We start from the raw sequence: 22,736 nt of genomic DNA, 5'->3' as shown, positions 1-22,736 counted from the left end.
ACTAAAATTACTTTGCTGCAAAAATACAATTAATCACTAATTATCAAATAACAGGTGTTTAACAGATTTTCCTCCATTTATAATTTCTTTTAGGGAGTCGATCCCAATTTGAATGTGTTGATTTACGTATTCTTTGGTTACTTTTCTGTCGCTGGCGGCAGTTTTTATACCAGCCGAAATCATAGGTTGATCTGATACCAGTAATAAAGCACCGGTCGGTATTTCATTGGCAAAACCCACGGTAAAAATGGTTGCAGTTTCCATGTCTATGGCCATAGCACGGGTTTTCTCTAAATATCTTTTAAAGCGTTCATCATATTCCCATACTCTTTTGTTGGTGGTAAATACTGTACCAGTCCAATAATCACGAGCATTATCTCTAATGGTAGTTGAGACTGCTCTTTGCAGACTAAATGCTGGTAAAGCAGGAACCTCTGCTGGTAAATAATCATCTGAGGTACCTTCATTTCTGATAGCAGCAATAGGGATGATTAAATCACCAAGTTGATTTTTCTTCTTTAGTCCACCGCATTTACCAAGGAATAAAACAGCTTTGGGCTCAATGGCACTTAAAAGATCCATAATGGTTGCGGCATTAGGACTACCCATACCAAAGTTAATGATTGTGATACCATCAGCACTGGCATTCGGCATATTATGATCTTCACCAACTATTGGAACATTATGCCACTCTGCAAATAATTCCACATAATGCTGAAAGTTTGTTAATAATATGTGAGATGTAAAATCTTCAAGTTTTCTTCCAGTATATCGAGGAAGCCAGTTATTAACTATATCTTTTTTTGTTTTCATATTTTCGAACGTTTTAGTTTAAAATGTTGATAAAAATAACAAAAAGCAAGTATTAAAAAACATTTATTAATACAGTGTTTAGGATTACTTGTTTTCTTGAGTGAGTATATCTGAATTCAAAAGCCTAATGATAAAAGTTGTGCCATAAATTGAGTTATATTTGCGCAAAATTAGTTTATGCAGCCTTTAAATTTACCCACATTTGAATTTTCAATTAAAGAGATTGATGGTAAAAAAATGATTTTTGATACCATTCGAAAAAAGATGGTTGCACTAACTCCTGAAGAGTGGGTGCGTCAGAATTTTCTATCGTACTTAATTGAATGTAAGGATTTCCCTGCATCCTTAATGGCTGTTGAAACAAAAGTAAATATTAATGGTTTGGCTCAACGGGCCGATATTGTTTCATATAACAAACAACGTAAGCCTGTTTTTGTTGTGGAATGTAAAGCCCCACATATTAAAATTACCAACCAGGTTTTTGATCAGGTAGCGCGATATAATATCATGCTAAAAACAAGGTTGATTTGTGTTACAAATGGAATGAATCATTACTGCGCTTTACTGAACCAGGATGGCAGGCAATATAATTTTTTGGAGGACATTCCTTCTTACAAACAACTTTAAAGTAGGAGGGAGCTTATTCGTTAATTAGCTGATAAAACAATTCGTCATAATATGTTCGCCCTATTTTTCTCCACTTTTTACGAACTCCTGATTTTTCAAAACCAAGCTTTTCGAATAATTTGATGCTTTTGGTGTTGCTCGAAGTAATGGAACTGTATAGTTGAAAAATGCCAAGCGTATTAAAGCAGTAATCAATAAAGAGTTCTAAAGCTTGTGATGCGAAACCTTTACCTTCAAACTCCTTATTCAGCATGACACCAACACCGGCACGGTTGTGATAGGGATCAAAATCAAATAAATCAATCATTCCCACAACAACAGGCTTGTCCTCTTCGGTTTCTATCATTAACCTAAGTTCTTTTGATTGATAGATATCCAGATTAATACCTTGTATATATTGCTTTAACTGATGACGGGAAAATGGTTTTTGGGTGTCTGATACCACCCAAAGTTCCATGTCGTTTTCCCACTGATATAAAATGTCAATATCTTCCGGTTCAATTGCTCTTAAAGCTACGCTTACTTCCACTTCTTTATTTTTCTGATTTCAATTTATTTAATTGCCAGAAAAATCTAACAAAAGGATCGTCATATCCGGTTGCTTTAATCACTTCTTGTTTCGCTTTTTTAGCGTCCTTGAAATTTTTAAACTGACCAAAAACATACCTTACGTTACCGTCAGTACATTCATAAATTTTAATCTGACTTAAGTCCAGAGAAAATTGTTCCAGATCTTTAAGTACTCTTTTTAAAGTTATGAACTGCACAGTATAAGGATATTCTTCGCTGTTTACCTCCATTTGATCTGATGTTGCATTAGGTATACCAGATGCTATAGATGCATTAGTTTCTGTGGTTTCAGGTTTATCTGTTTCAACAGCCAACCAAACATCTTTCATTTCAACTGATTCAGAAGTTTTATGGTAAGCCAATTCATTATTCACATCATATGTGATATTTTGAGGCGTAACACCTTTACCTTCAAAATTAATATCGTATGATTTTCCACATTCCAGTATCATAATGTATTTACCAGTTTCCGGGTGTGGGCGATATTCTCCCAGTAGTTTATCGTCGTTATGTTCTTTTACAAGAATACGAACATTGTCCCAGGCTGTTTCTTTATCGTTTTTAAGTTGCCCTTTAATAACTGCTAAACGGTTTTCAAATGGTTCTTCGTATTCAATTAAATATAAATCAGATCCGCCATAGTTGTCTTCAAACCTTGATGATGCCATGTAGGCTTTGTTCTCGGCTGCAGTTGGTACAAAGAAGAAATCATCATCTGGGGTGTTGATTGGATATCCCATGTTTACAGGTTGTGACCATGTGCTGTCTGCGGCCATTTTACTGTAGAAAATATCAAAGTTACCCATTGTATTATGACCCTCAGAACTAAAATAAAGTGTTTTACCATCTAAATAGATCATAGGTGTTTCTTCATCGTAGGGTGTGTTGATTTTATCACCCAGGTTTTTAGGTGTCCCCCATTCTCCATTGGGTAATTTTCGAACCATGTATATATCTAAACCACCGTATCCACCTTTGCGGTCGCTTGTAAAAAACAAAACAGATTTGTCTGAATTGATTGAAGCGTGCGTTTCATTGTAACGACTGTTGATTCCTGAAGGTAATTTGTATGGTTCGCTCCATGTTTCGCCATCAAAATTACTTACGTAAAGATTTTGTCCGTCAATGTTACTAACCAGCATATAAAGTTCTGTTCCATCAGCAGATAAACAAACCCCGGCTTCGTGGCTATTCTTTTTTACTATGGATTTAATTACTTCACTTTTGCTCCATTCATCTTTTTTTGTACTTGTAAATACCTTCTCCGAGAACTGTCCATCATCCATAACTGTAGAGTAAGAAGAAATTCTTTTTGAGGTAAAAATCATAACAGATTCATCTGCACTTACCAGAGGACTGTGATCATCGTACTTAGAGTTAATGTTTTTTCCTAAGTTGTGTACTTCTAACTTAACCGGATTATTCATTAAGATGATTCCGTTGTTGCATATTTCAATCTGTCTGTTAATATCAGCCTTTAAATCAACATAATCATCACTAATGAATTCCAGAATTCTGTTGTAGGTATCTATACCATCCTGAAATCGATATTGAAGCTGGTAGGCTTTCGCTAAAGACATAAAAGCATCATAACCAATTTCTGTATTGTATTGTTCTTTACTAAGCTGATCTATAGTTTTGTTAAAATATACTGAGGCTGAATCTGCACCATTATTGATGTTTAGATAACAGTAACCAATGTTAAATAATACATTAACGTTGTCTGGCTCAGACTGAGCAACTCTTTTAAATTGTTCAATAGCTTTTTCGCAATCACCGGCTTCGGATAAAGCAACAGCGGCATTATATATTTTTTCATTATTGCTGTTTTTTGTTTGAGCAACAATGTTTGTAGTTAATAGCACTAAAAATATAGGAACAAAAAATCGAATCATCATTAGATTGTTTAACGTTTAAGGATTAAAAATGCAAAAATACTACAACAAAGGTTTTAAATCTTTGACGAACATTAGAACTTCCTTGATAAGTAGTATTGATTCTTAATTTTATTTATCCTTTTCAAGAACTATCGGGTCAAGAAAGAAGGTATGACCTTTTCTGGCAAAAGCATTACCAGAAGGAACTGTAAAATTATTTATAATTGATTTGTAACCATTGGTATTTATCTCCATTTTATATTCTGTGTCAGCTGGAATAATAAATATGTATTTACCGGTAGTTGGAGAAGGTCTGTAAACGCCTTCAATTTTACCATCCTTTTTGTCAATAATTGTAATTTTTGAATCTTGAGCAGGATCACCTTCAGGAGTAAAAAGAAAACCACCAACCAGGGTTAATGAATTAGGATTGTCATCAGGAAACTCAATAAGATATATATCAGATCCACCAAATCCATCATTTCGTTTTGATGCATAATAAACCCTTTGCTCATCAATTGTAGGGGCAAAAAACAAATCGTCATATGGTGTATTGATTGGGTAACCTATGTTTGTTACATTACTCCAGATTCCGGAACTATCTAATTGCGCTGCAAAAATATCAAATCCACCCATAGATTTGTGACCTTCGGAACTAAAATAAAGTGTTTTTCCATTGGGATGAATATAAGGACTTTCTTCGTCGAATTCAGTATTGATTGCAGGTCCCAGGTTTATAACTGTACCCCAATCTCCATTTGGTAATTTGGTAACTTTATAAAGGTCTTTACCACCAAACCCTCCCATACGGTCACTACTGAAAAATAAGGTGTTGCCATCCATTGAAAAGGAAGCATGCGTTTCGTTACCCATAGAATTAATTGGAGATGGGAACTTTATCAAATCACCCCACTTATCATTTTTTAGTTCACTGTAATATATATTACCAATAGAACCATTGTTTTGATAAATTAAAAGTGTTTTGCCATCAGGTGAAATTCCAATAGTTGCATTATTTCCTCTTGTGTTAATGTCAATGGCTCTGGATGTAATCCATCTTCCTTCACGCCACAAAGAAAAGTATACATTTTCATCACCAAGACCTGATGCTAATTTTAATGATTCTTCAGTCTCTCTGTTAGAAGTAAATAATAGCATGTCTTCTGTAAGATTAACAACCGGGCTGTGTTCATCAAATTCTGTATTAATCAGGGGACCAAGATTAGATATTTTAAATTCTACAGGATTCTTTTTAAGATCAATAGAATTTTTACAATAGGTCATTTCACGATCTATTTTGTCTAGGGCATCTTTTCTTTTTGCAGGAACTTGCTTTTTTAATTGTTCATATACCTTTAATGCTTTTTCAAACTGATAATCTAAATGATATGCCTGACCTAGATAATATCTGCATTCTATAGCTTCAATACTGTTTTTGTTTTCCAGAGGATATAATTTTACTACTCTTTCAAGAATCTCAACGGCTTCTTTAATTCTTCCTTCTGAAAACAGAAAACATTCTCCTGCCTTAAACAAGATAAACGGATCATCAGGAAATTCTTTTAGTAAATCATCATATATAAGAGATGCTTTGTTGTAGTTTTCAAAAATTACTAAACCATCAGCCTGACTGATTTGTTTTTTGTAAGCTTTATTTTGCGCAAATGAAATGCTGCAAATAAGTATGAAAAGTAATGTAGTTAGAAGTTGATTTCTCATTGTAGAACCTTTATATATTCCATTAAAAGAATTGACTATAAAAGTATGCAAATGTTTTTATTCCACAACAATTATAGGTGTTGAACTTGACCTTTGTGATTTTTTTTATCACTACCTATCAATATTTTATGATGATCAAACAAGAATCTGTATTTATACTGCGATTTATATTGATCCATGACTTGTATGATATGTTTAAATTGAAGGTCTTGAATGTTAAATATTAGAGTGCCCTCATTGAATTTGCACAGGTCGTTATCCGAAACGGGAATGATAGGGAATGGCAAGTTTAGATTGGAGTTGGAAAGCTTATTTGTAATTAATAAGTTTTTATCGTTTAAGATTTCAACCTCTTCTATTTTATTTGGTTTGATGGATGATATAAACTTTATAAAATATATACCAATAGTGATAAGTATATTAAATATAAATCCATAACTACGACTAAAATGCTTGTTGGCAAATTGAATCATAGCTTTGTAAAAACGATCTCTGTATATTTTATCTTTATTTGTACTTTCTCCCTTGAAGTGTATGATGGTAGAATCGGCAAAATAATAATTTTTGTATCCGGACTGGATGATTCTGTATGACAGATCGATGTCTTCTCCATACATGAAAAACGATTCATCAAATAATCCGGATTTATCCAATGCTTTTTTTCTTATAAACATGAAAGCCCCTGCTAAAATCTCAGTTTCATGAGTTTTGTTTTCCGGGATATAACCTTTGTGGTATTCGTTGAATAATTTACTCTTTTTAAAAAATGCAGATAAACCTGACATCTTGCAAAAAGATGTCCACGGAGTTGGTATCCCTCTTTTTGATTCAGGAAGGAATGAGCCTGAACCATCTATCATCTTAATTCCGGAACTTCCAACATTGCTATTGGCATCCATAAAAGCAATCAGCTTTGTAAATGTATCTTCAGCAACAATGGTATCGGGATTAAGAATAAGAATATATTTTCCGTTGGCTTTTTTAATGGCCTGGTTGTTAGCAACTGAAAATCCGGGGTTGTTTTTGTTGGCAATCAGGTTACATTGAGGGAAATCTTTTGCAACCATTTCAGCCGACTTGTCAGAAGAGTTGTTATCAACAACAAAAACTTCTGCTTGTAGTGATTTGCATGCTGAAAATACAGAATGCAGGCATAATTTTAAAAAATCTACAGCATTGTAGCTAACAATAATTACAGAAAGGTCCAAATTCAATTTTGTTTTATTTGCGGCTATTTATCTGCCGCAAAATAATGATCTAAAAAATTTGCAAAGTGGATTTCCTGAAGCTTTTTCCATTCGGTATTTCATTCGTTCGGCTTCTTCTTTTCCACCTAATTGCAGCTCCTGATAGATTTCTCCCCAACCATAAAAACCACCAATATTTCTATCATCAATAAACATATCGGCGTTAATTTTTCTACTGGTTGTTTTTTCATCCAACACCTCTTCCGGGTAGCTTTTGTTTACCGCATAAAATTCAATTCCCTTTTTTTTACAGTACTCAACAGCTTCTTCCAATTCCTTACCTGCTCTGTAAGTCCATAAAATAAGTAAATGCCCTTCTCGTTGCATGGCTTTTAAAGTTTCAAAAGCAAATAGCATTTCCTTACCAATGGCCGGATATTTATGCTCTACAATAGTCCCGTCAAAATCAACAGCTATAATCATATGTAATAACGAATGTTTTTGAAATTTCTTATTTAGTTTAAAAATAATTCTTCTTCGTCCTCAGAAAGATTTAGGTCGTTACTAATCCTGCTCTTAGTTGGAGCATGAACAAGAAACAAAATAAATACCACACCAAACATATATAAGTATGAATGGTCCGCAGTAACTAAATATCCTATAGATGCTAAAATACCTATTCCTTCAAGTATGGCTATACGTGCAATAAATGCAGATTGATACATTCTGATCTTATTTATCAGATTTAATGATTGATCAATATGTTTTATTTTTTTGAAGAAAAAGATATGACTAACAGGAATACCTACCAATAATGCAATAATAACAATGGATTTAATGGTTGCCTGATCTTCCGGTTTAAAAACAGGAACCTGGCCCATTTTAGAAATTAGAAAAACAGATACCAATGCAGCTATTGACATTGATATTAATATGATGGCATAAATAAAATTAAGGCTTTTATATTGTTTTTTTACTTCTGGTTGCATCGTTTTGTCTGTATTAAGATGTTAATAATGTGTATTATTAAATATTCATGCTTGATTCAAAAGGAAGTCTGTTTATTAATGAACGGCCTAATGTTACTTCATCTGTATATTCTAATTCATCACCAATAGAAACACCCCTTGCTAAAGTTGTTATATTAATGTCGAGTTTTGCGAATTTTCTATACAAATAAAAGTTTGTCGTATCACCTTCCATTGTTGTTGGTAAGGCAAATATTAATTCTTTTATCTCTCCTGAATTAACTCTGTCTTCAAGTGGTTTGATGGTTAAATCATCCGGTCCAATACCATCCATAGGAGAAATGATACCTCCAAGTACATGATAAACACCAAAATACTGTTGAGTGTTTTCAATTGCCATTACATCTTTAATGTTTTCTACAACACAAACAGTAGAGTGGTCTCTTTTGTTGTTAGCACAAATATCACAAACTTCAGTATCTGATATATTGAAGCATTGTGTGCAGTACACAATTTCTTCACTTAATCTTTTCAGAGCATCGGCAAACCGCAACACATCGTTTTTTTCTTGTTTTAATAAATATAAAACCAAACGCAATGCACTTTTTCTGCCTACTCCCGGTAGTTGAGAAAATTCTTTTACTGCATTTTCAAGTATTTGAGATGGGTAGTTTCCTGAGTTCATCAACCTTAAAAATTTAAACGCTCAAAGTTAAAAAAATTATCAAGGTATCACTTGGATTAAAGTGTGTACTCCTTTAAATTTACCCGTTTTTAAATTGTTAGTAAAAATATATGAAGCCTTTACACACAGGATTACTGGTTGCGCTGTACTTTATCATTTTAATGGTGATTTCTTATATAACAGGAAAAAAGTCTGATAACAACAGCTTTTTTCTGGGTAATCGTCAATCGCCATGGTATATTGTATCTATTGGCATGATAGGAGCTAGCTTATCGGGAGTCACTTTTATTTCGGTGCCAGGATGGGTGAAATCAACACAGTTTACATACCTGCAAATGGTGGCAGGGTATTTTGTGGGTTATTTGGTAATTGCTCATGTATTGTTGCCTGTATATTATAAGCTAAATCTTACTTCAATTTATACCTATCTGGAAGAGCGCTTTGGAAAGTTCGGTTACAAAACCGGAGCCTGGTTGTTTCTAATATCCAGAACCATTGGAGCCTCGGCAAGATTGTATTTAATGGCCAATGTGTTGCAGTTGAGTTTGTTTAATGCCTTGGGGATTCCTTTTGCTGTGACAGTTATCATTACAATTGCGCTTATTTGGTTATATACTTTTAGGGGAGGTATAAAAACAATTATCTGGACAGATACATTACAGACTTTGTTTTTATTGAGTTCTGTGATTATAACAATAGTTTATATAGCAAAAACCATGCAACTTGATGCAGGTGGATTGATTGATATGATTAGTCAGAGTGAACTTAGTAAGGTTTTTGTTTTTGATGACTGGCAATCGAAACAGAATTTTTTCAAACAGTTTATTTCAGGTGCTTTTATTACAATTGTAATGACAGGACTTGATCAGGATATGATGCAGAAAAACCTTTCGTGTAAAAATATAAAGGATGCACAGAAGAATATGAAATGGTATGGATTGGCATTTATTCCTGCTAATATTTTGTTCCTGTCGTTGGGTGCGCTTTTATATATTTTTGCCAATCAGCAAGGTTTAACTTTACCCGAACGTTCCGATGATTTATTTCCAATGATTGTAAATAGTGGTAAACTCCCGGCTATTGTTGGCGTGTTTTTTATTATTGGATTGGTAGCCGCAGCTTATAGTAGTGCTGATTCCGCATTAACATCACTGACTACTTCATTTTCTGTTGACATTTTAGGGACACAGCATGGTGAGGTCTTGTCGAAGAAAACCCGAATTCTGGTTCACTTGTCATTTTCTATTATTTTAATGTTAGTGATTATCTTATTCCGGGTTTTAAAAGCAGATAGTATCATCAGTACTATTTTTATTTTAGCTGGCTATACCTATGGACCTTTATTAGGGATGTATGCCTTTGGTTTGTTTAGCAAGATTCGTGTAAAAGATAAATGGATTCCTTTGTTAGCTATTTTAGCCCCGGTTGTAACGGGTGTTCTGGATTATAATGCAGTTAAATGGCTTGGTTTTTCGTTGGGATACGAAAAGCTGATTATTAATGGGGGACTAATGATTTTGGGGCTGATTTTATTAATGGAAAAACCCGCAAAGAAAATTCTATAATCCCTTTTATTGATAATTCGTTTTATTTTTTATATAATTGTAAACTTCTTGTTTTTATTTAAGCCTGACAAAGGGCAGATTTAAATCAGTAAAGTTTTACACAAAAGATGTGTGAAATGGTCTGTTCTTTCCAAAATATTTCATAATTATTATAAACCTTTATCAACATTAAAATTGCTATGAGCGAAAATTTTAATAAGGTGAAAGATTACCTTTTAGACCTGGAATACAGAATTGTATATGAGGATATTAACGAAGAGTTATTTGTTATTGAAAAAGAGGAAGAAGGAATCAGTAATGTTGTAATCGATTGTGAAGACAGTCTTTTAATTATTGAAGGTCTTCTTTTTGAAATGAACACAGGTTCTGAAGAAATTTACAAATCACTTCTTCAAAAAAATCGTGAAGTAATTCATGGAGCCTTTACTATTGATGAGAGTGGTAAGAAAGTTATTTTTAGAGATACACTGCAATTAGAGAATTTGGATTTAAATGAGTTGGAAGCCACTCTAAACTCTTTAAAACTATTGTTGTCAGAGTATTCTGAAGAATTAATTGAATTTTCAAAAGCCTAAAAATTGTAAGTAATGAGTATTTTTAATAGAATATTTAGAGTAGGACAAGCAGAAGCACATGCTATAGTTGACAAGTTAGAAGATCCTATTAAAATGACGGAACAAGGAATTCGTGATTTAAAAAAGGATTTAGATAAGAGTTTACAAGCTTTAGCAGAAGTAAAAGCTTTGGCTATCCGTAGTAAAAAGGATTTAACAACCAATAAGGAAATGGCTAAAAACTATGAGCAAAAAGCCATTTTATTGATTCAAAAAGCTGAAAAAGGAGATTTGGCAGTTGAAGAAGCTGACAGGTTAGCTACTGAAGCACTTGCACGTAAGGAGGAAGCTGTGGAAGCAGCATCTCGCGCACAGGAAGAAGTAACTCGTTTTGATGCGAATATTGCTAATTTAGATAAGAATATTAAAAAGCTAAAAAGCACTATTACCAGCTACGAAAACGAATTGAGAACACTTAAAGCAAGAGCAAGAGTGAGCAGTGCAACTCAAAAAATAAATAAGCAGTTGAGTGGAATTGACAGTTCTGGTACTGTTTCTATGCTTGAAAAGATGAAAGAAAAAGTGGCTCAACAAGAAGCTATGAGTGAGGCTTATGGCGAAATTGCTTTGGAAAACAGAAGTGTTGACGATGAAATTGATGATGTTTTGTCTGATAAAAACATCAAGGCATCTAATTCATTGGAAGAACTGAAAGCCAAACTAAAACAAAAATAGACACATACAGATATGGGTATCTTTGATATTTTTAAAAATAAAGAACCTCATTATGATAGCACCAATATCCAGGTTAAAGATCTGGATGTTGGTTTTGTTTTTGAGTACGACCTTTCTACATGGGAGGTTCAGGCCATTTATGAATACGATTGGGGTGATAATTATTTTACAAGGGAATTTAAAATTAGTGACGGATCGAAAACCCGTTTTCTTTCCATTGAGGAAGATGATGAGTTGGAATTATCTATCACTAAAAAGATAAAAATCAGAGTTCTCGACGAAAATCTAACAGAAATTTTGCACGAGCAACAAAAACCGCCTAAAAAGATAAGTTACGAAGGTGTTACTTATTATATGGAAAATGAAGCGCCGGGATATTTTCATGATATTGCCAAAGGTGATACGTGGGAAGAGTTCAGGTCGTGGGATTTTGAAGATGAAGAAGGCGTAAATATCCTGTGTATTGAACAATGGGATGAAAAGGAATTTGAAGCTTCAATAGGAAAGACAATTAAGGAGTTTGAAATTTCTAACATATTACCCTCTAGTAAATAACACCTAACAATCTAATGTATGGATAACAAATTAGCAAAGATTATAATAGCGGTAGTTATTGGTTTTTTTATGTTGAAAACCTGTAGTACCTGCCGCTCAAGCAGAAATTATTATTCCTCCAATCCAACAGTAAGTAGTTGGGAAAAGTCTCCAGTTGATAAATTAGTTCGTTCATTGTCCAATGAAAATAACTTTTCTATTATTCTGTTGGATATGGACTCACGCTCAGATGGTTATTTTCATCAGTATAATGTTTTAATAGAAAAGCCGGATACCATATTAACTCAGCAAACTGGCTGGGAAAAGGTAAGCGAATCTTTTTTTGCTGAAAATATCAATAACATGGGAATGGAAATAGCCTCTAAAAAGGATGGTAAACTTTCTAAAGTAGCCAGTCCTGCTGGTTATAACCACTATATTGGTAACGAAAAATATGGTCACTGGACTCAAAGAAACGGAACTTCTTTCTGGGAGTTTTACGGACAATATGCATTTATGTCGTCCATGTTTAATTTAATGACTTATCCGGTTCGTCGTTCATATTACGATGATTATTATGGCGGAGGTTATTATGGCCGACGTTCATATTATGGTCCATCGGGATCAAATATGTATGGAACAAAATCATACACTTCAAAAACCGGCAAATCAACTACCTGGGGCTCAAAACCATCTAATTTTAAAAGTCAGGTACGAAGTCAGGTATCCAGATCCAGTTCTACCAGTCAATCCAGAAGCTATTCATCAGGTTCAAGCTATTCACAAAAATCGCGAAGTTCGTCTCGTTACAGTAGTTCGTCTTCGAGAAGCAGAAGTGGTGGTTTTGGAAAATAGTCTAATCCTAAAATTATAAATATGAATTTTTCAGATATTTCAACAATATTATATGATGCAATAGCTTACATTGCCGCAGGATTTGTAATATTTTTTCTTGGTAAATTAGTTTATCAACTGGTTAATAAAAGCTTCAACGTAAAAGAAGAATTGGTTGAGAAAGATAATTTGGCTTTTGCTTTTGCACATACAGGTTACTTTATTGGATTGCTATTGGCTGTAGGTAGTGCAATCGTAGGACCTACCAGAGGTTTGGTGAATGATATGATTGACATATTGGCCTATGGAGTATTGGCAATTATTCTTTTAAACCTTTCTATATGGATTAATGATAAAATCATTTTACGTAAGTTTTCGGTAAAGAAAGAAATTATAAAGGATAGAAATTCAGGAACCGGAGTTATTGAAGGAGCTGTTTCAATTGCTTCTGGTCTGATTATTTTTGGAGCAGTAAGCGGTGAATCAGAACTTGGAGGTTGGGGATTTGGTTTTCTTTCAGCAACTGTATTCTGGGCTGCCGGACAAATTGCGATTATTATAGCAGCAGCTATTTATCAATTGATTACACCTTATGATGTGCATGAGCATATTGAAAAGGATAATGTAGCTGTTGGTGTAGGTTTTGCTGGAGCTTTAATTGCTATTGCTAACCTAATACGTTATGGAATTGCAGGTGATTTTGAAGGCTGGGGTGTAACATTCTCTGAAGCTGGTTTTGAACTGGTACTAGGAATTATTTTGCTACCGGTAATGCGATTCTTAACCGATAAAATTCTTTTGCCAGGACAGCGATTAACAGACGAAATTGTTAATCAGGAAAAACCTAATGTAGGAGCTGCAATAATTGAAGCCTTTGCATATATAGGAGGTTCGGTTCTTATTACCTGGTGTTTGTAAACAAGATCTTAAGATAGAAGGATGAAGTATCAGAATGGATTTCTGGTACTTTTTCTTTGCTTCATTTATTCATTTTTGTCAGTTCTTGACATTATTATTTTTCTGTATTTTAAATGTTTAAAATAAAGAACCGATATTCAGCCATACTAATGGCGGCTATTTTTGCCACAGGATTCAGTGGTATTGTTGCGGAATACTTATTATCAACATTAGCAACGCATTTTTTAGGTGATTCAACAGTTCAGTGGGCATTGATTGTGTCTACCATGATGTTTTCAATGGGCTTGGGAAGTAGAATCAGTAAATCCTTTTTAACTCATTTAACCGAGAAATTCCTTATTCTTGAATTTATTCTTTCAATAGTTGTTTCATTTGTTCCTTTAATCGTATACATATCATCAGCTTATACTGCTTCGTTGGCCATTATAATTTATGCTTGTAGCATACTTATTGGGGTATTGATTGGTATGGAAATTCCTCTGGTAACACGAATCAATGATCAGTATGAAGATTTAAGAGTGAATATTTCCAATGTTCTTGAGAATGATTACTATGGAAGTTTACTGGGAGGTATATTTTTTGCTTTTGTAGGGATTCCTTTTTTAGGATTAAATTATACACCATTTGTTTTAGGGTTAATCAATTTTAGCGTTGCTATTGGTGTTTATATATTCTTAAAGCGATTTATTTCATCATCATATAAAATACCATTTAATATTTCAATAGGCTTAATAACAGTGCTGTTAGTAGGTGGGGTATTTTTAGCAGAGCCTATTATTACTTATGGGGAACAGCAAAAATATAAGGACAAAGTTATTTATGCTGAGCAAACAAAATATCAGCGTATTGTCATTACGCAATGGAAAAATGATTTTTGGTTGTACCTGAATGGTAATGAACAATTGTGTACAATGGATGAAATGATGTATCATGAACCATTGGTTCATCCTGCTATGACATTACATCCCAACCCAAGCGAAGTATTAGTTTTAGGAGGTGGAGACGGTTGTGCCGTGCGCGAAATATTGAAGTATGAAGTAGCTAAAAATATTACATTGGTAGATTTGGATCCGGCCATGACTAAACTGGGGCAGGAATATCCATTGTTAACCAATTTAAATAAAGGTGCATTAAACGATCCCAGAGTAAATGTTTTAAATCAGGATGGGTTTACATTTTTAAGCAACAATAATGCTTTTTATGATGTAATTATTGTTGACCTGCCTGATCCAAGAACAGTTGAATTAGGTCGTTTATACTCTGAAGAGTTTTATAGGATTGCCTATAAGCACTTAAGGCCAGGGGGAATTATTATAACTCAGGCCGGGAGTCCTTATTTTGCAACAAAAGCATTTAATTGTATTGTTAAAACCATGCAGAGTGCTGGTTTTGTAACCATTCCTTTGCATAACCATATTATTTCACTTGGCGAGTGGGGATGGAGTATGGGAACCAAGCAACCTGATGGTTTTCCATTAAAGAAAGCACTTCAGAAACTTGAATTCAAAGATTTAGAAACAAGATGGCTCACAAACGAGGCTATGCAGTTAATTACTTCTTTTGGGAAAGATGTTTACCCGGGACAGGGGGATTCTGTAAAAATTAATAAGATTCATGATCCGGTTCTTTATAAATATTATTTAAAAGGAAATTGGGATTTGTATTAGATCTAAAATCAAATAGATATGGAAAATATTCAACATAAACAATTGCCCCCTATAGTATATAATTTAAAAGGGTGGATTGAGTTAGTGGATGAAATTAAGCTTAAAGATATCTTTGATGCACTCCTTAATCAATCTGATTTTAAAATATTAAATTATACTTCGCATCAATTTCCTGTAAATGGTTTTACTGCATTTTGGTTATTGGCCGAGTCTCATTTGGCTCTGCATACATTCACAGAAAATGGATATACTTACATTGAACTATCAAGCTGTAATCAGGGGAAGGCAAAAAACTTTAAAAAATTAACAGAAGAATTAAAGTTTGATGTAAATTGGGATGAAGAGATTGCATCAAGTGAACCCATATTGATAAAGACAATATAACATTTCAAATATACCTATCTTAAAAACTGAAATAATGGGATTATTATCTTCTTTATTAGGAAATGCAGGCGCTGTAGATCAGGAAAAAATCCAAAAAGAGTATGGTGCTTTGTTTGCTGAAAATGAATTGGTAGAAATTGGATTTAAGTTAATTCGTGATACTTTCATTTTTACCAATAAACGATTGGTTATCATAGATAAACAGGGTGTTACCGGACGAAAAATGGAATATCTTTCAATTCCCTATAAGAGTATTTCTCGTTTTAGTATTGAAACGGCAGGTACATTTGATCTGGATGCAGAGTTGAAACTCTGGATTTCGAGTGAGCAGAATCCCAGTGTTGTAAAGAAGTTTAATAAATCAGTAAATGTTTACGATGTGCAAAAGATCCTGGCAAAATATGTTCTGGGCTAAAAAAGAATAACGGATGAAAAACAAAAAACTCTTTGGGGCCGGTGTGGTCGTCTATTTCATTCTAATTTACATTATCTCAATTCTTGAGAGTTCTGATCCAAATGCAAATATTCAGTCATTTACAGATGCACTCTGGTATAGTGTAGTGACATTAACAACCGTTGGATATGGAGATTACTTTCCGGTTACATTTGGAGGTAAGATATTAGGATTATTTATCATTTTAGGTAGTTTGGGTATTTTGGGATATCTGATTGGAGAAATTACCTATAGAATCAACACTTATATGGAAAAGAAGCAACAAGGTTTTTTCGGAACTAAGTTCGAAGACCATTATGTGATTATTGGCTGGAGTGAATTTGCTCGTCAGGTTGCCAACCAAGTATATAACGCAGGGCATAAAATCGCCTTGGTTACCAATTCAAAAAATGATTTAGAGTTGTTTAATGATTTGTACGAAAACTATAATTCATTTGTATTGTTTGCTGACTATAAAAACATGCAGGCCTACGAAAAGGTAAATATTCAGAGAAGTAAAGCTGTATTTGTAAATTTTAAAGAGGATACGGATACTTTGGTATTTGTTTTAAACATTAAAAAGGAATACCCGGATCTGAATATTATCATCAATTGTACAAACCCTGATTTAAAGGAAACTCTTGAAAATACAGGGGTATCGCATGTTGTTGCTCGTCATGAAGTAGCCTCAAGAATGGTGGCCAGTTATCTGTTTGAACCACATGTTGCTGAGTATACAAATGACTTAATATCAACCAGTGTAGTTGAGCAGGATCAGGATATTCAGCAATTTAAACTTATTGAAAGTAATCCATATATCGGGAAAACGTATCTGGAGGCCTTTATTGAATTGAAAAAAGATTTAAATGTGATATTAATAGGTTTGGTGATCAATGGTGTATTGGAAAAAGATCCTGCAGATAATCAGACTTTAAATGTAGGTGATTATATGATTTTAATTTCCAGAGGTAATTGCAAGGTGAAACTTGAAAAGACTTTTGGAGTTAAAGAAGGGTATTAATAAAGAAATATTTAAAAATAATAAAGCCCGGGATGATTCAATCGCCCCGGGCTTTGTTGTTTATATTATAATTTAAGCTGCTAGTATATAGCAGGAAAACTTTCCGGATTTGATTCACTCATTAAATCATAAATAGTTTCATATACATCCTCCGCACTTGGATTAGAAAAATAATCACCATCAGTTCCAAAAGCAGGTCTGTGATCTTTGGCGGTAACAGTTTTAGGAGATGAATCTAAATATTTATATCCGCGGTGTTTTTCCAGAACTTGTTGCATCATGTATGCTGTTGTTCCACCTGGCACGTCTTCGTCAAAAAATACTACTCTATTTGTCTTTTTAACCGATTCCAGTATGACTCCGTATATATCAAAAGGAAGTAAAGTCTGAACATCGATTAGTTCAACTGATACTCCAATTTCAGCAAGCTGATTTACGGCTTCCTGAGCAATTCTAACACATGAACCGTATGTAACTAAAGTAACATCATTTCCAACGTGCAAAACTTCCGGAATACCCAAAGGAATATTGTATTCACCAATATTATCCGGGCGTGGCTCCCTGATTCTATAACCATTTAAGGGTTCAATAACCAATGCAGGGTCATCTGACCGAAGCAGTGTGTTATACATACCTGCAGCCCTTGTCATATCACGAGGTACGCATACATAAATACCCCTGATTGAATTAATTACCATGCTTGTTGGAGAACCTGAATGCCAGATACCCTCTAAGCGATGTCCTCGAGTTCGGATAATCATCGGAGCTTTCTGTCCGCCCTTTGTTCTGTATCGAAGGGTTGCTAAGTCATCGCTAAGGGTTTGTAATCCATATAATAAGTAATCGAAATATTGAATCTCGGTGATAGGACGAAAACCTCTTAAGGCAAGACCAATACCTGTTCCAACAATAGTAGTTTCCCGTATACCTTCATCCCATATTCTGAGCGGACCGTATTTGTTTTGAAGTCCTTCCATGGATTGATTAACACCACCTAAAACACCGGTATCTTCTCCAAAAGTGACAAGTTCCGGTATCTTTTCAAATAATTTATCGAAATTATCACGAAGAATTTCTCTTCCGGGAACTTTATCTAAAGATTCCGGGTAATGAGGAGGAACAACAGGAACTTTTAATGCTGAATATTGGTCTTCAGCATATAATCTGTCATTATACATCTTATGAGCTTCTGCTCTGTAATCAGCAATCCATTTTTGTAATCTATCTTTTAAACTATCCGGCTTTGCGCAAGTATTACAAATATGACGAAGTATTTTTCTTGCTGTAGATAATATCTCTTTTCTGTTTAAACTGTATGCATTTTTCAATTGATGAATCAATTCATTGATTTTATCATCGTTAACGCTCGTACATACACAATTTTTTTGTTCAATTACTTGAATCAAAGAATCTCTTTCCGTTTCCAAGGTTTTTAACCTTTGTTTCCATGCCTGGGATTGCGCTTCCTTAGCTTCTGTTAAAGCATCTTTTTCAATCTGATCAAGTTCTTCCACAGATGCAATGGATCTTTCAATAATCCATTCCCTCATTTTGCTGAGACAGTCAAAATCTTTTTCCCATTTCAGTCGTTCTTCTGATTTATATCTTTCATGCGAACCGGAAGTTGAGTGACCAACTGGCTGTGTGATTTCTTCCACATGAAAAAGCACAGGAACATGTTCCTTTCTGCATTTTCTTATTCCTTCTTCATATCCCTGACAAAGACTGGCATAATCCCATCCTTTTAGCTTGTATATGACAAGGCCGTTTTTATCTTTTAGGCCTTTTTCAAAACCTTTTAAAGCAGTTGAAATACTTTCTTTAACCGTTTGTATTTTTTTAGGAACAGAAATTCCGTATCCATCATCCCAAATGGAAATAGCCATTGGTATCTGATGAACAGATGCTGCATTTAAAGTTTCAAAAAAATGACCTTCGGATGTACTTGCATCTCCTATGGTTCCAAAAGCAACCTCGTTACCATTATGGCTGAACTTTGTGGCGTTTTTTAGAGCCGGATTGTTTCTGTATAGTTTTGATGCATAGGCTAACCCTACTAAACGGGGCATTTGTCCTGCTGTTGGGGAAATATCAGATGAGGTACATTTGATATTTGCTATGTCTTTCCATTCTCCTGAATCATCAATGGTTCTTGTACCAAAGTGATTGTTGAAAGAACGGCCTCCATTGTCGGGATTTAAATCAGTATCAGTCTCTCCGTAAAGGGATGCGAAAAACTCAAGTGGAGTTGTCATCTCTGCGGCCAACATAAAAGTTTGGTCGCGATAATACCCCGAACGCCAGTCGCCGGCTTTAAATTGTTTGGCCATGGCCAGCTGGGCTACTTCTTTACCATCTCCAAAAATGCCAAACTTAGCTTTACCGCCTAACACTTCTTTTCGGCCAATTAAGCTTAAATTGCGACTAATATGGCCTATTTTATAATCCCTAAGTATTTCTTTTTTAAACTCGTCGAAACTAATTCCAGTATTTGATATCATTCTTTTACTAACTAATAATTTATAGATAAAAGATCCTTGATGTATATATTAACAAAGAGCAAAGCTAATAAGATTTACTCATTATACTAAGATACGAAAAGATGTTATGCTCTTTTATTTTTGATCATTTCTCATTCTTGAAACATATTTGGCATTACTTTGTTTACTAAGTAAGAATAAAACAGTATTTTTGCTGTTCATAAAAAAAAGAGTACTATGTTAAAGGTTTTGTTATTAAGTGTTGTGTTAGTTGGTATTGTGTTTGTGCTGATGGCCATCAGAATTTTAATTCAAAAAAATGGAAAATTTCCAAACCTTCACATTGGCAGCAATAAGGAGATGCAAAAAAGAGGCATTGCTTGTGCTACAACACAAGACAGGCAAGCTCAAAAAGATTCAATAAAAATTAAACCATTGCATTTAGAGGGGGAAGGCGAGAGTCAGACTCTAAGTTGCTAGTTTTGAGAAATAGAAAAGGCTTGATGATTCATCAAGCCTTTTTTTATGGGTGTTACCTTGTTTTTTTAGCGTTGTATTTTTTGTGTTTTATCTAATTCGGTGTATTGTTTATAATACTTGTCAATCAGTGTATTTTTAAATTTTTCAGCTCTTTCTTCTCGGGTTTTATAATCCTCTTTTGATTCACCTTTTCTTCGGGGTGAGAATAGTTTATTTGAATTAATTTCATCATTCATTTCTTTTCCAAAATAGAATTCAGCAAATATCTTTTTGGAAACAATCCATTCATAAATATTTCCTTCACTGTCACAAGAGTAAAAACCATCTCCGTTGCTGTTCCACTGAACATCCAATACGGGTGCTTTATGAGCATGGTACTGGTAAATGCAATCGCCAGAGGCTATATTGTACAAACCGATTGTATTGTCGTAGGCCGCAGTTAGTACCAACTTTTCGTCAGGACTAACATCTATTTCACTAATAGGTTGAGCATGTGGTTTATAAACCTTAATGTTATTGCCTGTTGCTACATCCCATAGTTTAACATAGCCATCATGCGAGGCTGATAAAAGATATTTTCCGTTGTTAATAAATTTCAGGCAACAAACAGGATTTGAATGTGCTAGTATTTTAACTGTTCTGCGTAACGAATCTGTATTCCAAAGCTCAATTGTAGAATCCAAAGAACCTGCCGCTATCTTTTTACCATCTTTACTTATTGCTACTGACACAACGCTCTTTTTTTGTGAGGTATTAATCTCAGTTGGCATTTCTATTGCTGTGTCTTTCCAATATCTGAAACGTTTTTCATATGAACCTCCTACAAAGAAATCTTCTTTAGCAGTCATATCTAAATCGGTAATAAAAGTATGACTCCCTTTAAATAATTTTTCAGGTTGATCATTTCCGAATAACCAAAGCTTAAAACTTTTATCACCAACAGTATAAAAGCCATCATATATATTCGAAAAACAAACTTCTGTCACGGCCTGATAATGAGCTTCTGTTTCAAACTCTTCTTTTTTAGTTTCCAGATTATAAAGCATTACCATTTTGTTTTCCCCCCCAATTAATAGTTTGGTATTGTCTTTATTGATGTCAATGCTATTGGGTTGAAAATCTACCTTTAACAGTTCCTCTTTCAGGTATTCAGAATTTTGAGAAAATAGTGATGATGCTAATGTTATCAGAATTAAAGTAATATTAAGAATCCTCATGGTAAATCTTATTTTTTGATTTTCGAAGTAAAACTATAAAGATATTCACCATAAATCAAATTTAAGGTAGTAGGTAATTTGCATATCAGTATATGATTCATTCATAAGTACAGAGAAAAAGGTTAAAAAAACAGACCTTATTTAAAAACTGTATGTAACTTTGTATTGGATGATTAAAACTGAATTAAATATTATTTCTACTCAGTATCTGGAATTGGTGTAATTGGCAGATACTATTGTTCATTTTCTTCAATATTTAAATATTGAAGTGATGTGGAGTACCTGCCTTTCTGTAAAGTGTTTTTAGAATTGCCTATGTACAGGCGTATAGTTCATTTTAAAAAGATCACAAATGTCAGAAAGAAATTATTTATTATATCAGTTAGGGTTTACAAGCTTTTTCGAAGAACAATTAAAGGAAAACAATGACTTAGGGTTAGATATTGCCCGGATTACATCAGAGCATAAAGAAAGATATACCGTTAAATCTGAGTATGGAGAGTCAGAAGGAGAGGTGATCGGGAATTTAAGGTTTGCTGCTGAAAGCAGGGCTGATTTTCCTGTGGTGGGCGATTGGGTTTTGGTGAGTAGTTATGATGAAGGAAAAGTGCTGATTCATAAAGTACTCAAGCGAAAAAATATACTCAGGCGTCAGGCAGTGAACAGGGAAAGTGAGGTGCAGATTATCGCTGCCAATATTGATTATGCTTTTATTGTGGAATCTGTAAATCGTGATTTTAGTATTAATCGATTTGAACGCTATATTACACTGTGTTATGATGCCGGAATTGAACCTATACTAGTTCTTAATAAATCAGATTTAATCAATGATCAAGAATTAATAGAAATACAAAATACGATTAAGCAACGTATTGCAAATGTATCATTGATTATATCAAGTTGTATTAGTAATGATGGAATATCAGAAATTGAAAAGTTCATCAATCCGGAAAAAACTTATTGCTTTTTAGGATCTTCAGGTGTAGGAAAATCAACCTTAATAAATTTAATATCACATAAAGAGATCCTAAAAACAAATGTTATTAGTGAACTCACTCAAAGAGGAAAACACACCACGACTCACAGAGAATTAATTTTATTGGAAAATGGAGGTGTGCTTATTGATAATCCGGGTATGAGAGAAGTTGGAATAGCAGATGCTTCCAAAGGGTTAGATCAGACTTTTTTTATCATAACAGAGTTAGCTCATCAATGCAAGTACCGGGATTGCACACATCATGATGAGGATGGGTGTGCAGTAATAGAAGCTCTTAATAAAGGAGAATTGGATGCTGATAGTTATCAGAATTATTTAAAGATGTTTAAAGAGAATCAGCATTATCAATCTTCTGAAATTGAAAAAAAGCAGAAGGGTAAGCGGCTTTCAAAACACATTAAACAATTTAAAAATCGAAAAGATTGGCATTAATAAACTATGATGTCAGAAGAAATATAATAACCGGGGTTG

At 34.0% G+C, this 22,736-nt stretch carries 23 protein-coding genes; 13 read left to right on the top strand and 10 right to left on the bottom strand.

The window, feature by feature from the left end; all coding sequences use genetic code 11:
* Window positions 1-36: 36 nt before the first annotated feature.
* Window positions 37-813, bottom strand: a complete 777-nt coding sequence (locus OM075_RS13745) for an AMP nucleosidase (RefSeq protein WP_301191099.1) — start codon at window positions 811-813, stop codon at window positions 37-39.
* 177 nt (window positions 814-990) lie between these two features.
* Here OM075_RS13745 and OM075_RS13740 point away from each other — a divergent pair, with 177 nt between their 5' ends.
* Window positions 991-1,440 (top strand): type I restriction enzyme HsdR N-terminal domain-containing protein, encoded by a 450-nt coding sequence (locus OM075_RS13740; RefSeq protein ID WP_301191098.1) that lies wholly within the window; start codon window positions 991-993, stop codon window positions 1,438-1,440.
* Window positions 1,441-1,453: 13 nt separating this feature from the next.
* Here the strand turns inward: OM075_RS13740 and OM075_RS13735 are convergent, their stop codons facing one another.
* From OM075_RS13735 to recR, 7 genes are all read right to left on the bottom strand, one after another.
* Window positions 1,454-1,969, bottom strand: coding sequence for a GNAT family N-acetyltransferase (locus OM075_RS13735; protein ID WP_301191097.1), 516 nt, complete (start codon window positions 1,967-1,969; stop codon window positions 1,454-1,456).
* 4 nt (window positions 1,970-1,973) lie between these two features.
* A complete protein-coding gene (locus OM075_RS13730; RefSeq protein WP_301191096.1) occupies window positions 1,974-3,905 on the bottom strand; it encodes a tetratricopeptide repeat protein in 1,932 nt (643 codons plus the stop codon).
* A gap of 111 nt (window positions 3,906-4,016) precedes the next feature.
* Window positions 4,017-5,606 carry a tetratricopeptide repeat protein gene (locus tag OM075_RS13725; RefSeq protein ID WP_301191095.1) on the bottom strand — a complete coding sequence of 530 codons (1,590 nt, stop codon included), beginning with the start codon at window positions 5,604-5,606 and terminating at the stop codon, window positions 4,017-4,019.
* A 71-nt stretch (window positions 5,607-5,677) separates the two neighbouring features.
* Window positions 5,678-6,820, bottom strand: coding sequence for a glycosyltransferase family 2 protein (locus OM075_RS13720; protein ID WP_301191094.1), 1,143 nt, complete (start codon window positions 6,818-6,820; stop codon window positions 5,678-5,680).
* A gap of 21 nt (window positions 6,821-6,841) precedes the next feature.
* On the bottom strand, window positions 6,842-7,276 hold the full coding sequence (locus OM075_RS13715; RefSeq protein WP_301191093.1) for a BT0820 family HAD-type phosphatase: 435 nt from the start codon (window positions 7,274-7,276) through the stop codon (window positions 6,842-6,844).
* A 32-nt stretch (window positions 7,277-7,308) separates the two neighbouring features.
* A complete protein-coding gene (locus OM075_RS13710; protein WP_301191092.1) occupies window positions 7,309-7,782 on the bottom strand; it encodes a hypothetical protein in 474 nt (157 codons plus the stop codon).
* A gap of 37 nt (window positions 7,783-7,819) precedes the next feature.
* Window positions 7,820-8,446 (bottom strand): recombination mediator RecR, encoded by a 627-nt coding sequence (recR, locus tag OM075_RS13705; protein WP_301191091.1) that lies wholly within the window; start codon window positions 8,444-8,446, stop codon window positions 7,820-7,822.
* 110 nt (window positions 8,447-8,556) lie between these two features.
* On the opposite strand from recR, the gene OM075_RS13700 reads away from it, so the two are divergent.
* From OM075_RS13700 to OM075_RS13655, 10 genes are all read left to right on the top strand, one after another.
* Window positions 8,557-10,011 carry a sodium:solute symporter gene (locus OM075_RS13700; protein WP_301191090.1) on the top strand — a complete coding sequence of 485 codons (1,455 nt, stop codon included), beginning with the start codon at window positions 8,557-8,559 and terminating at the stop codon, window positions 10,009-10,011.
* Between the two features lie 179 nt (window positions 10,012-10,190).
* The gene (locus OM075_RS13695; protein WP_301191089.1) at window positions 10,191-10,586 is read left to right on the top strand and encodes a YbjN domain-containing protein; all 396 of its coding nucleotides are present in this window, start codon (window positions 10,191-10,193) and stop codon (window positions 10,584-10,586) included.
* A 12-nt stretch (window positions 10,587-10,598) separates the two neighbouring features.
* Window positions 10,599-11,300: a PspA/IM30 family protein gene (locus OM075_RS13690; protein ID WP_301191088.1), complete on the top strand. Its 702-nt coding sequence runs from the start codon at window positions 10,599-10,601 to the stop codon at window positions 11,298-11,300.
* 12 nt (window positions 11,301-11,312) lie between these two features.
* The gene (locus tag OM075_RS13685) at window positions 11,313-11,855 is read left to right on the top strand and encodes a DUF4178 domain-containing protein (protein WP_301191087.1); all 543 of its coding nucleotides are present in this window, start codon (window positions 11,313-11,315) and stop codon (window positions 11,853-11,855) included.
* An 18-nt stretch (window positions 11,856-11,873) separates the two neighbouring features.
* Window positions 11,874-12,689: a hypothetical protein gene (locus OM075_RS13680; protein ID WP_301191086.1), complete on the top strand. Its 816-nt coding sequence runs from the start codon at window positions 11,874-11,876 to the stop codon at window positions 12,687-12,689.
* Between the two features lie 21 nt (window positions 12,690-12,710).
* Window positions 12,711-13,586: a DUF350 domain-containing protein gene (locus OM075_RS13675; RefSeq protein WP_301191085.1), complete on the top strand. Its 876-nt coding sequence runs from the start codon at window positions 12,711-12,713 to the stop codon at window positions 13,584-13,586.
* Between the two features lie 113 nt (window positions 13,587-13,699).
* Window positions 13,700-15,253 (top strand): polyamine aminopropyltransferase, encoded by a 1,554-nt coding sequence (locus tag OM075_RS13670; RefSeq protein WP_301191084.1) that lies wholly within the window; start codon window positions 13,700-13,702, stop codon window positions 15,251-15,253.
* Between the two features lie 18 nt (window positions 15,254-15,271).
* Window positions 15,272-15,637, top strand: a complete 366-nt coding sequence (gene speD, locus OM075_RS13665; RefSeq protein ID WP_301191083.1) for an S-adenosylmethionine decarboxylase — start codon at window positions 15,272-15,274, stop codon at window positions 15,635-15,637.
* 34 nt (window positions 15,638-15,671) lie between these two features.
* Window positions 15,672-16,052 (top strand): PH domain-containing protein, encoded by a 381-nt coding sequence (locus OM075_RS13660; RefSeq protein ID WP_301191082.1) that lies wholly within the window; start codon window positions 15,672-15,674, stop codon window positions 16,050-16,052.
* A 13-nt stretch (window positions 16,053-16,065) separates the two neighbouring features.
* On the top strand, window positions 16,066-17,091 hold the full coding sequence (locus OM075_RS13655) for a potassium channel family protein (protein WP_301191081.1): 1,026 nt from the start codon (window positions 16,066-16,068) through the stop codon (window positions 17,089-17,091).
* Window positions 17,092-17,171: 80 nt separating this feature from the next.
* Here OM075_RS13655 and OM075_RS13650 read toward each other — a convergent pair whose 3' ends face one another.
* A complete protein-coding gene (locus OM075_RS13650; protein WP_301191080.1) occupies window positions 17,172-19,592 on the bottom strand; it encodes an alpha-ketoacid dehydrogenase subunit alpha/beta in 2,421 nt (806 codons plus the stop codon).
* Between the two features lie 216 nt (window positions 19,593-19,808).
* Between OM075_RS13650 and OM075_RS13645 the strand changes: the two genes are divergently transcribed.
* Window positions 19,809-20,051, top strand: coding sequence for a hypothetical protein (locus OM075_RS13645; protein ID WP_301191079.1), 243 nt, complete (start codon window positions 19,809-19,811; stop codon window positions 20,049-20,051).
* Window positions 20,052-20,116: 65 nt separating this feature from the next.
* On the opposite strand, the gene OM075_RS13640 is transcribed toward OM075_RS13645, so the two are convergent.
* Window positions 20,117-21,268, bottom strand: a complete 1,152-nt coding sequence (locus OM075_RS13640; RefSeq protein ID WP_301191078.1) for a WD40 repeat domain-containing protein — start codon at window positions 21,266-21,268, stop codon at window positions 20,117-20,119.
* A gap of 352 nt (window positions 21,269-21,620) precedes the next feature.
* Here OM075_RS13640 and rsgA point away from each other — a divergent pair, with 352 nt between their 5' ends.
* Window positions 21,621-22,697, top strand: coding sequence for a ribosome small subunit-dependent GTPase A (gene rsgA, locus OM075_RS13635; RefSeq protein WP_301191077.1), 1,077 nt, complete (start codon window positions 21,621-21,623; stop codon window positions 22,695-22,697).
* Window positions 22,698-22,736 lie beyond the last annotated feature (39 nt).

Source organism: Plebeiibacterium sediminum (assembly GCF_026013605.1).
In the GTDB taxonomy this organism is placed as follows: domain Bacteria; phylum Bacteroidota; class Bacteroidia; order Bacteroidales; family Marinilabiliaceae; genus Saccharicrinis; species Saccharicrinis sediminus.
Note: the sequence above shows the minus strand (reverse complement) of the source record. Positions and strands in the feature narration are given on the sequence as shown.

Excerpts from the sequence above, each read along its gene's own strand:
- OM075_RS13685 (WP_301191087.1), top strand. The coding sequence starts at position 11,313 with ATGGGTATCTTTGATATTTTTAAAAATAAAGAACCTCATTATGATAGC.
- OM075_RS13640 (WP_301191078.1), bottom strand. The coding sequence starts at position 21,268 with ATGAGGATTCTTAATATTACTTTAATTCTGATAACATTAGCATCATCA.
- OM075_RS13645 (WP_301191079.1), top strand. The coding sequence starts at position 19,809 with ATGTTAAAGGTTTTGTTATTAAGTGTTGTGTTAGTTGGTATTGTGTTT.
- OM075_RS13690 (WP_301191088.1), top strand. The coding sequence starts at position 10,599 with ATGAGTATTTTTAATAGAATATTTAGAGTAGGACAAGCAGAAGCACAT.
- OM075_RS13745 (WP_301191099.1), bottom strand. The coding sequence starts at position 813 with ATGAAAACAAAAAAAGATATAGTTAATAACTGGCTTCCTCGATATACT.
- OM075_RS13680 (WP_301191086.1), top strand. The coding sequence starts at position 11,874 with ATGGATAACAAATTAGCAAAGATTATAATAGCGGTAGTTATTGGTTTT.
- rsgA (WP_301191077.1), top strand. The coding sequence starts at position 21,621 with ATGTCAGAAAGAAATTATTTATTATATCAGTTAGGGTTTACAAGCTTT.
- OM075_RS13695 (WP_301191089.1), top strand. The coding sequence starts at position 10,191 with ATGAGCGAAAATTTTAATAAGGTGAAAGATTACCTTTTAGACCTGGAA.
- OM075_RS13700 (WP_301191090.1), top strand. The coding sequence starts at position 8,557 with ATGAAGCCTTTACACACAGGATTACTGGTTGCGCTGTACTTTATCATT.
- OM075_RS13715 (WP_301191093.1), bottom strand. The coding sequence starts at position 7,276 with ATGATTATAGCTGTTGATTTTGACGGGACTATTGTAGAGCATAAATAT.
- OM075_RS13710 (WP_301191092.1), bottom strand. The coding sequence starts at position 7,782 with ATGCAACCAGAAGTAAAAAAACAATATAAAAGCCTTAATTTTATTTAT.
- OM075_RS13660 (WP_301191082.1), top strand. The coding sequence starts at position 15,672 with ATGGGATTATTATCTTCTTTATTAGGAAATGCAGGCGCTGTAGATCAG.
- OM075_RS13740 (WP_301191098.1), top strand. The coding sequence starts at position 991 with ATGCAGCCTTTAAATTTACCCACATTTGAATTTTCAATTAAAGAGATT.
- OM075_RS13650 (WP_301191080.1), bottom strand. The coding sequence starts at position 19,592 with ATGATATCAAATACTGGAATTAGTTTCGACGAGTTTAAAAAAGAAATA.
- OM075_RS13730 (WP_301191096.1), bottom strand. The coding sequence starts at position 3,905 with ATGATTCGATTTTTTGTTCCTATATTTTTAGTGCTATTAACTACAAAC.
- OM075_RS13670 (WP_301191084.1), top strand. The coding sequence starts at position 13,700 with ATGTTTAAAATAAAGAACCGATATTCAGCCATACTAATGGCGGCTATT.
- OM075_RS13725 (WP_301191095.1), bottom strand. The coding sequence starts at position 5,606 with ATGAGAAATCAACTTCTAACTACATTACTTTTCATACTTATTTGCAGC.
- OM075_RS13675 (WP_301191085.1), top strand. The coding sequence starts at position 12,711 with ATGAATTTTTCAGATATTTCAACAATATTATATGATGCAATAGCTTAC.
- speD (WP_301191083.1), top strand. The coding sequence starts at position 15,272 with ATGGAAAATATTCAACATAAACAATTGCCCCCTATAGTATATAATTTA.
- recR (WP_301191091.1), bottom strand. The coding sequence starts at position 8,446 with ATGAACTCAGGAAACTACCCATCTCAAATACTTGAAAATGCAGTAAAA.
- OM075_RS13655 (WP_301191081.1), top strand. The coding sequence starts at position 16,066 with ATGAAAAACAAAAAACTCTTTGGGGCCGGTGTGGTCGTCTATTTCATT.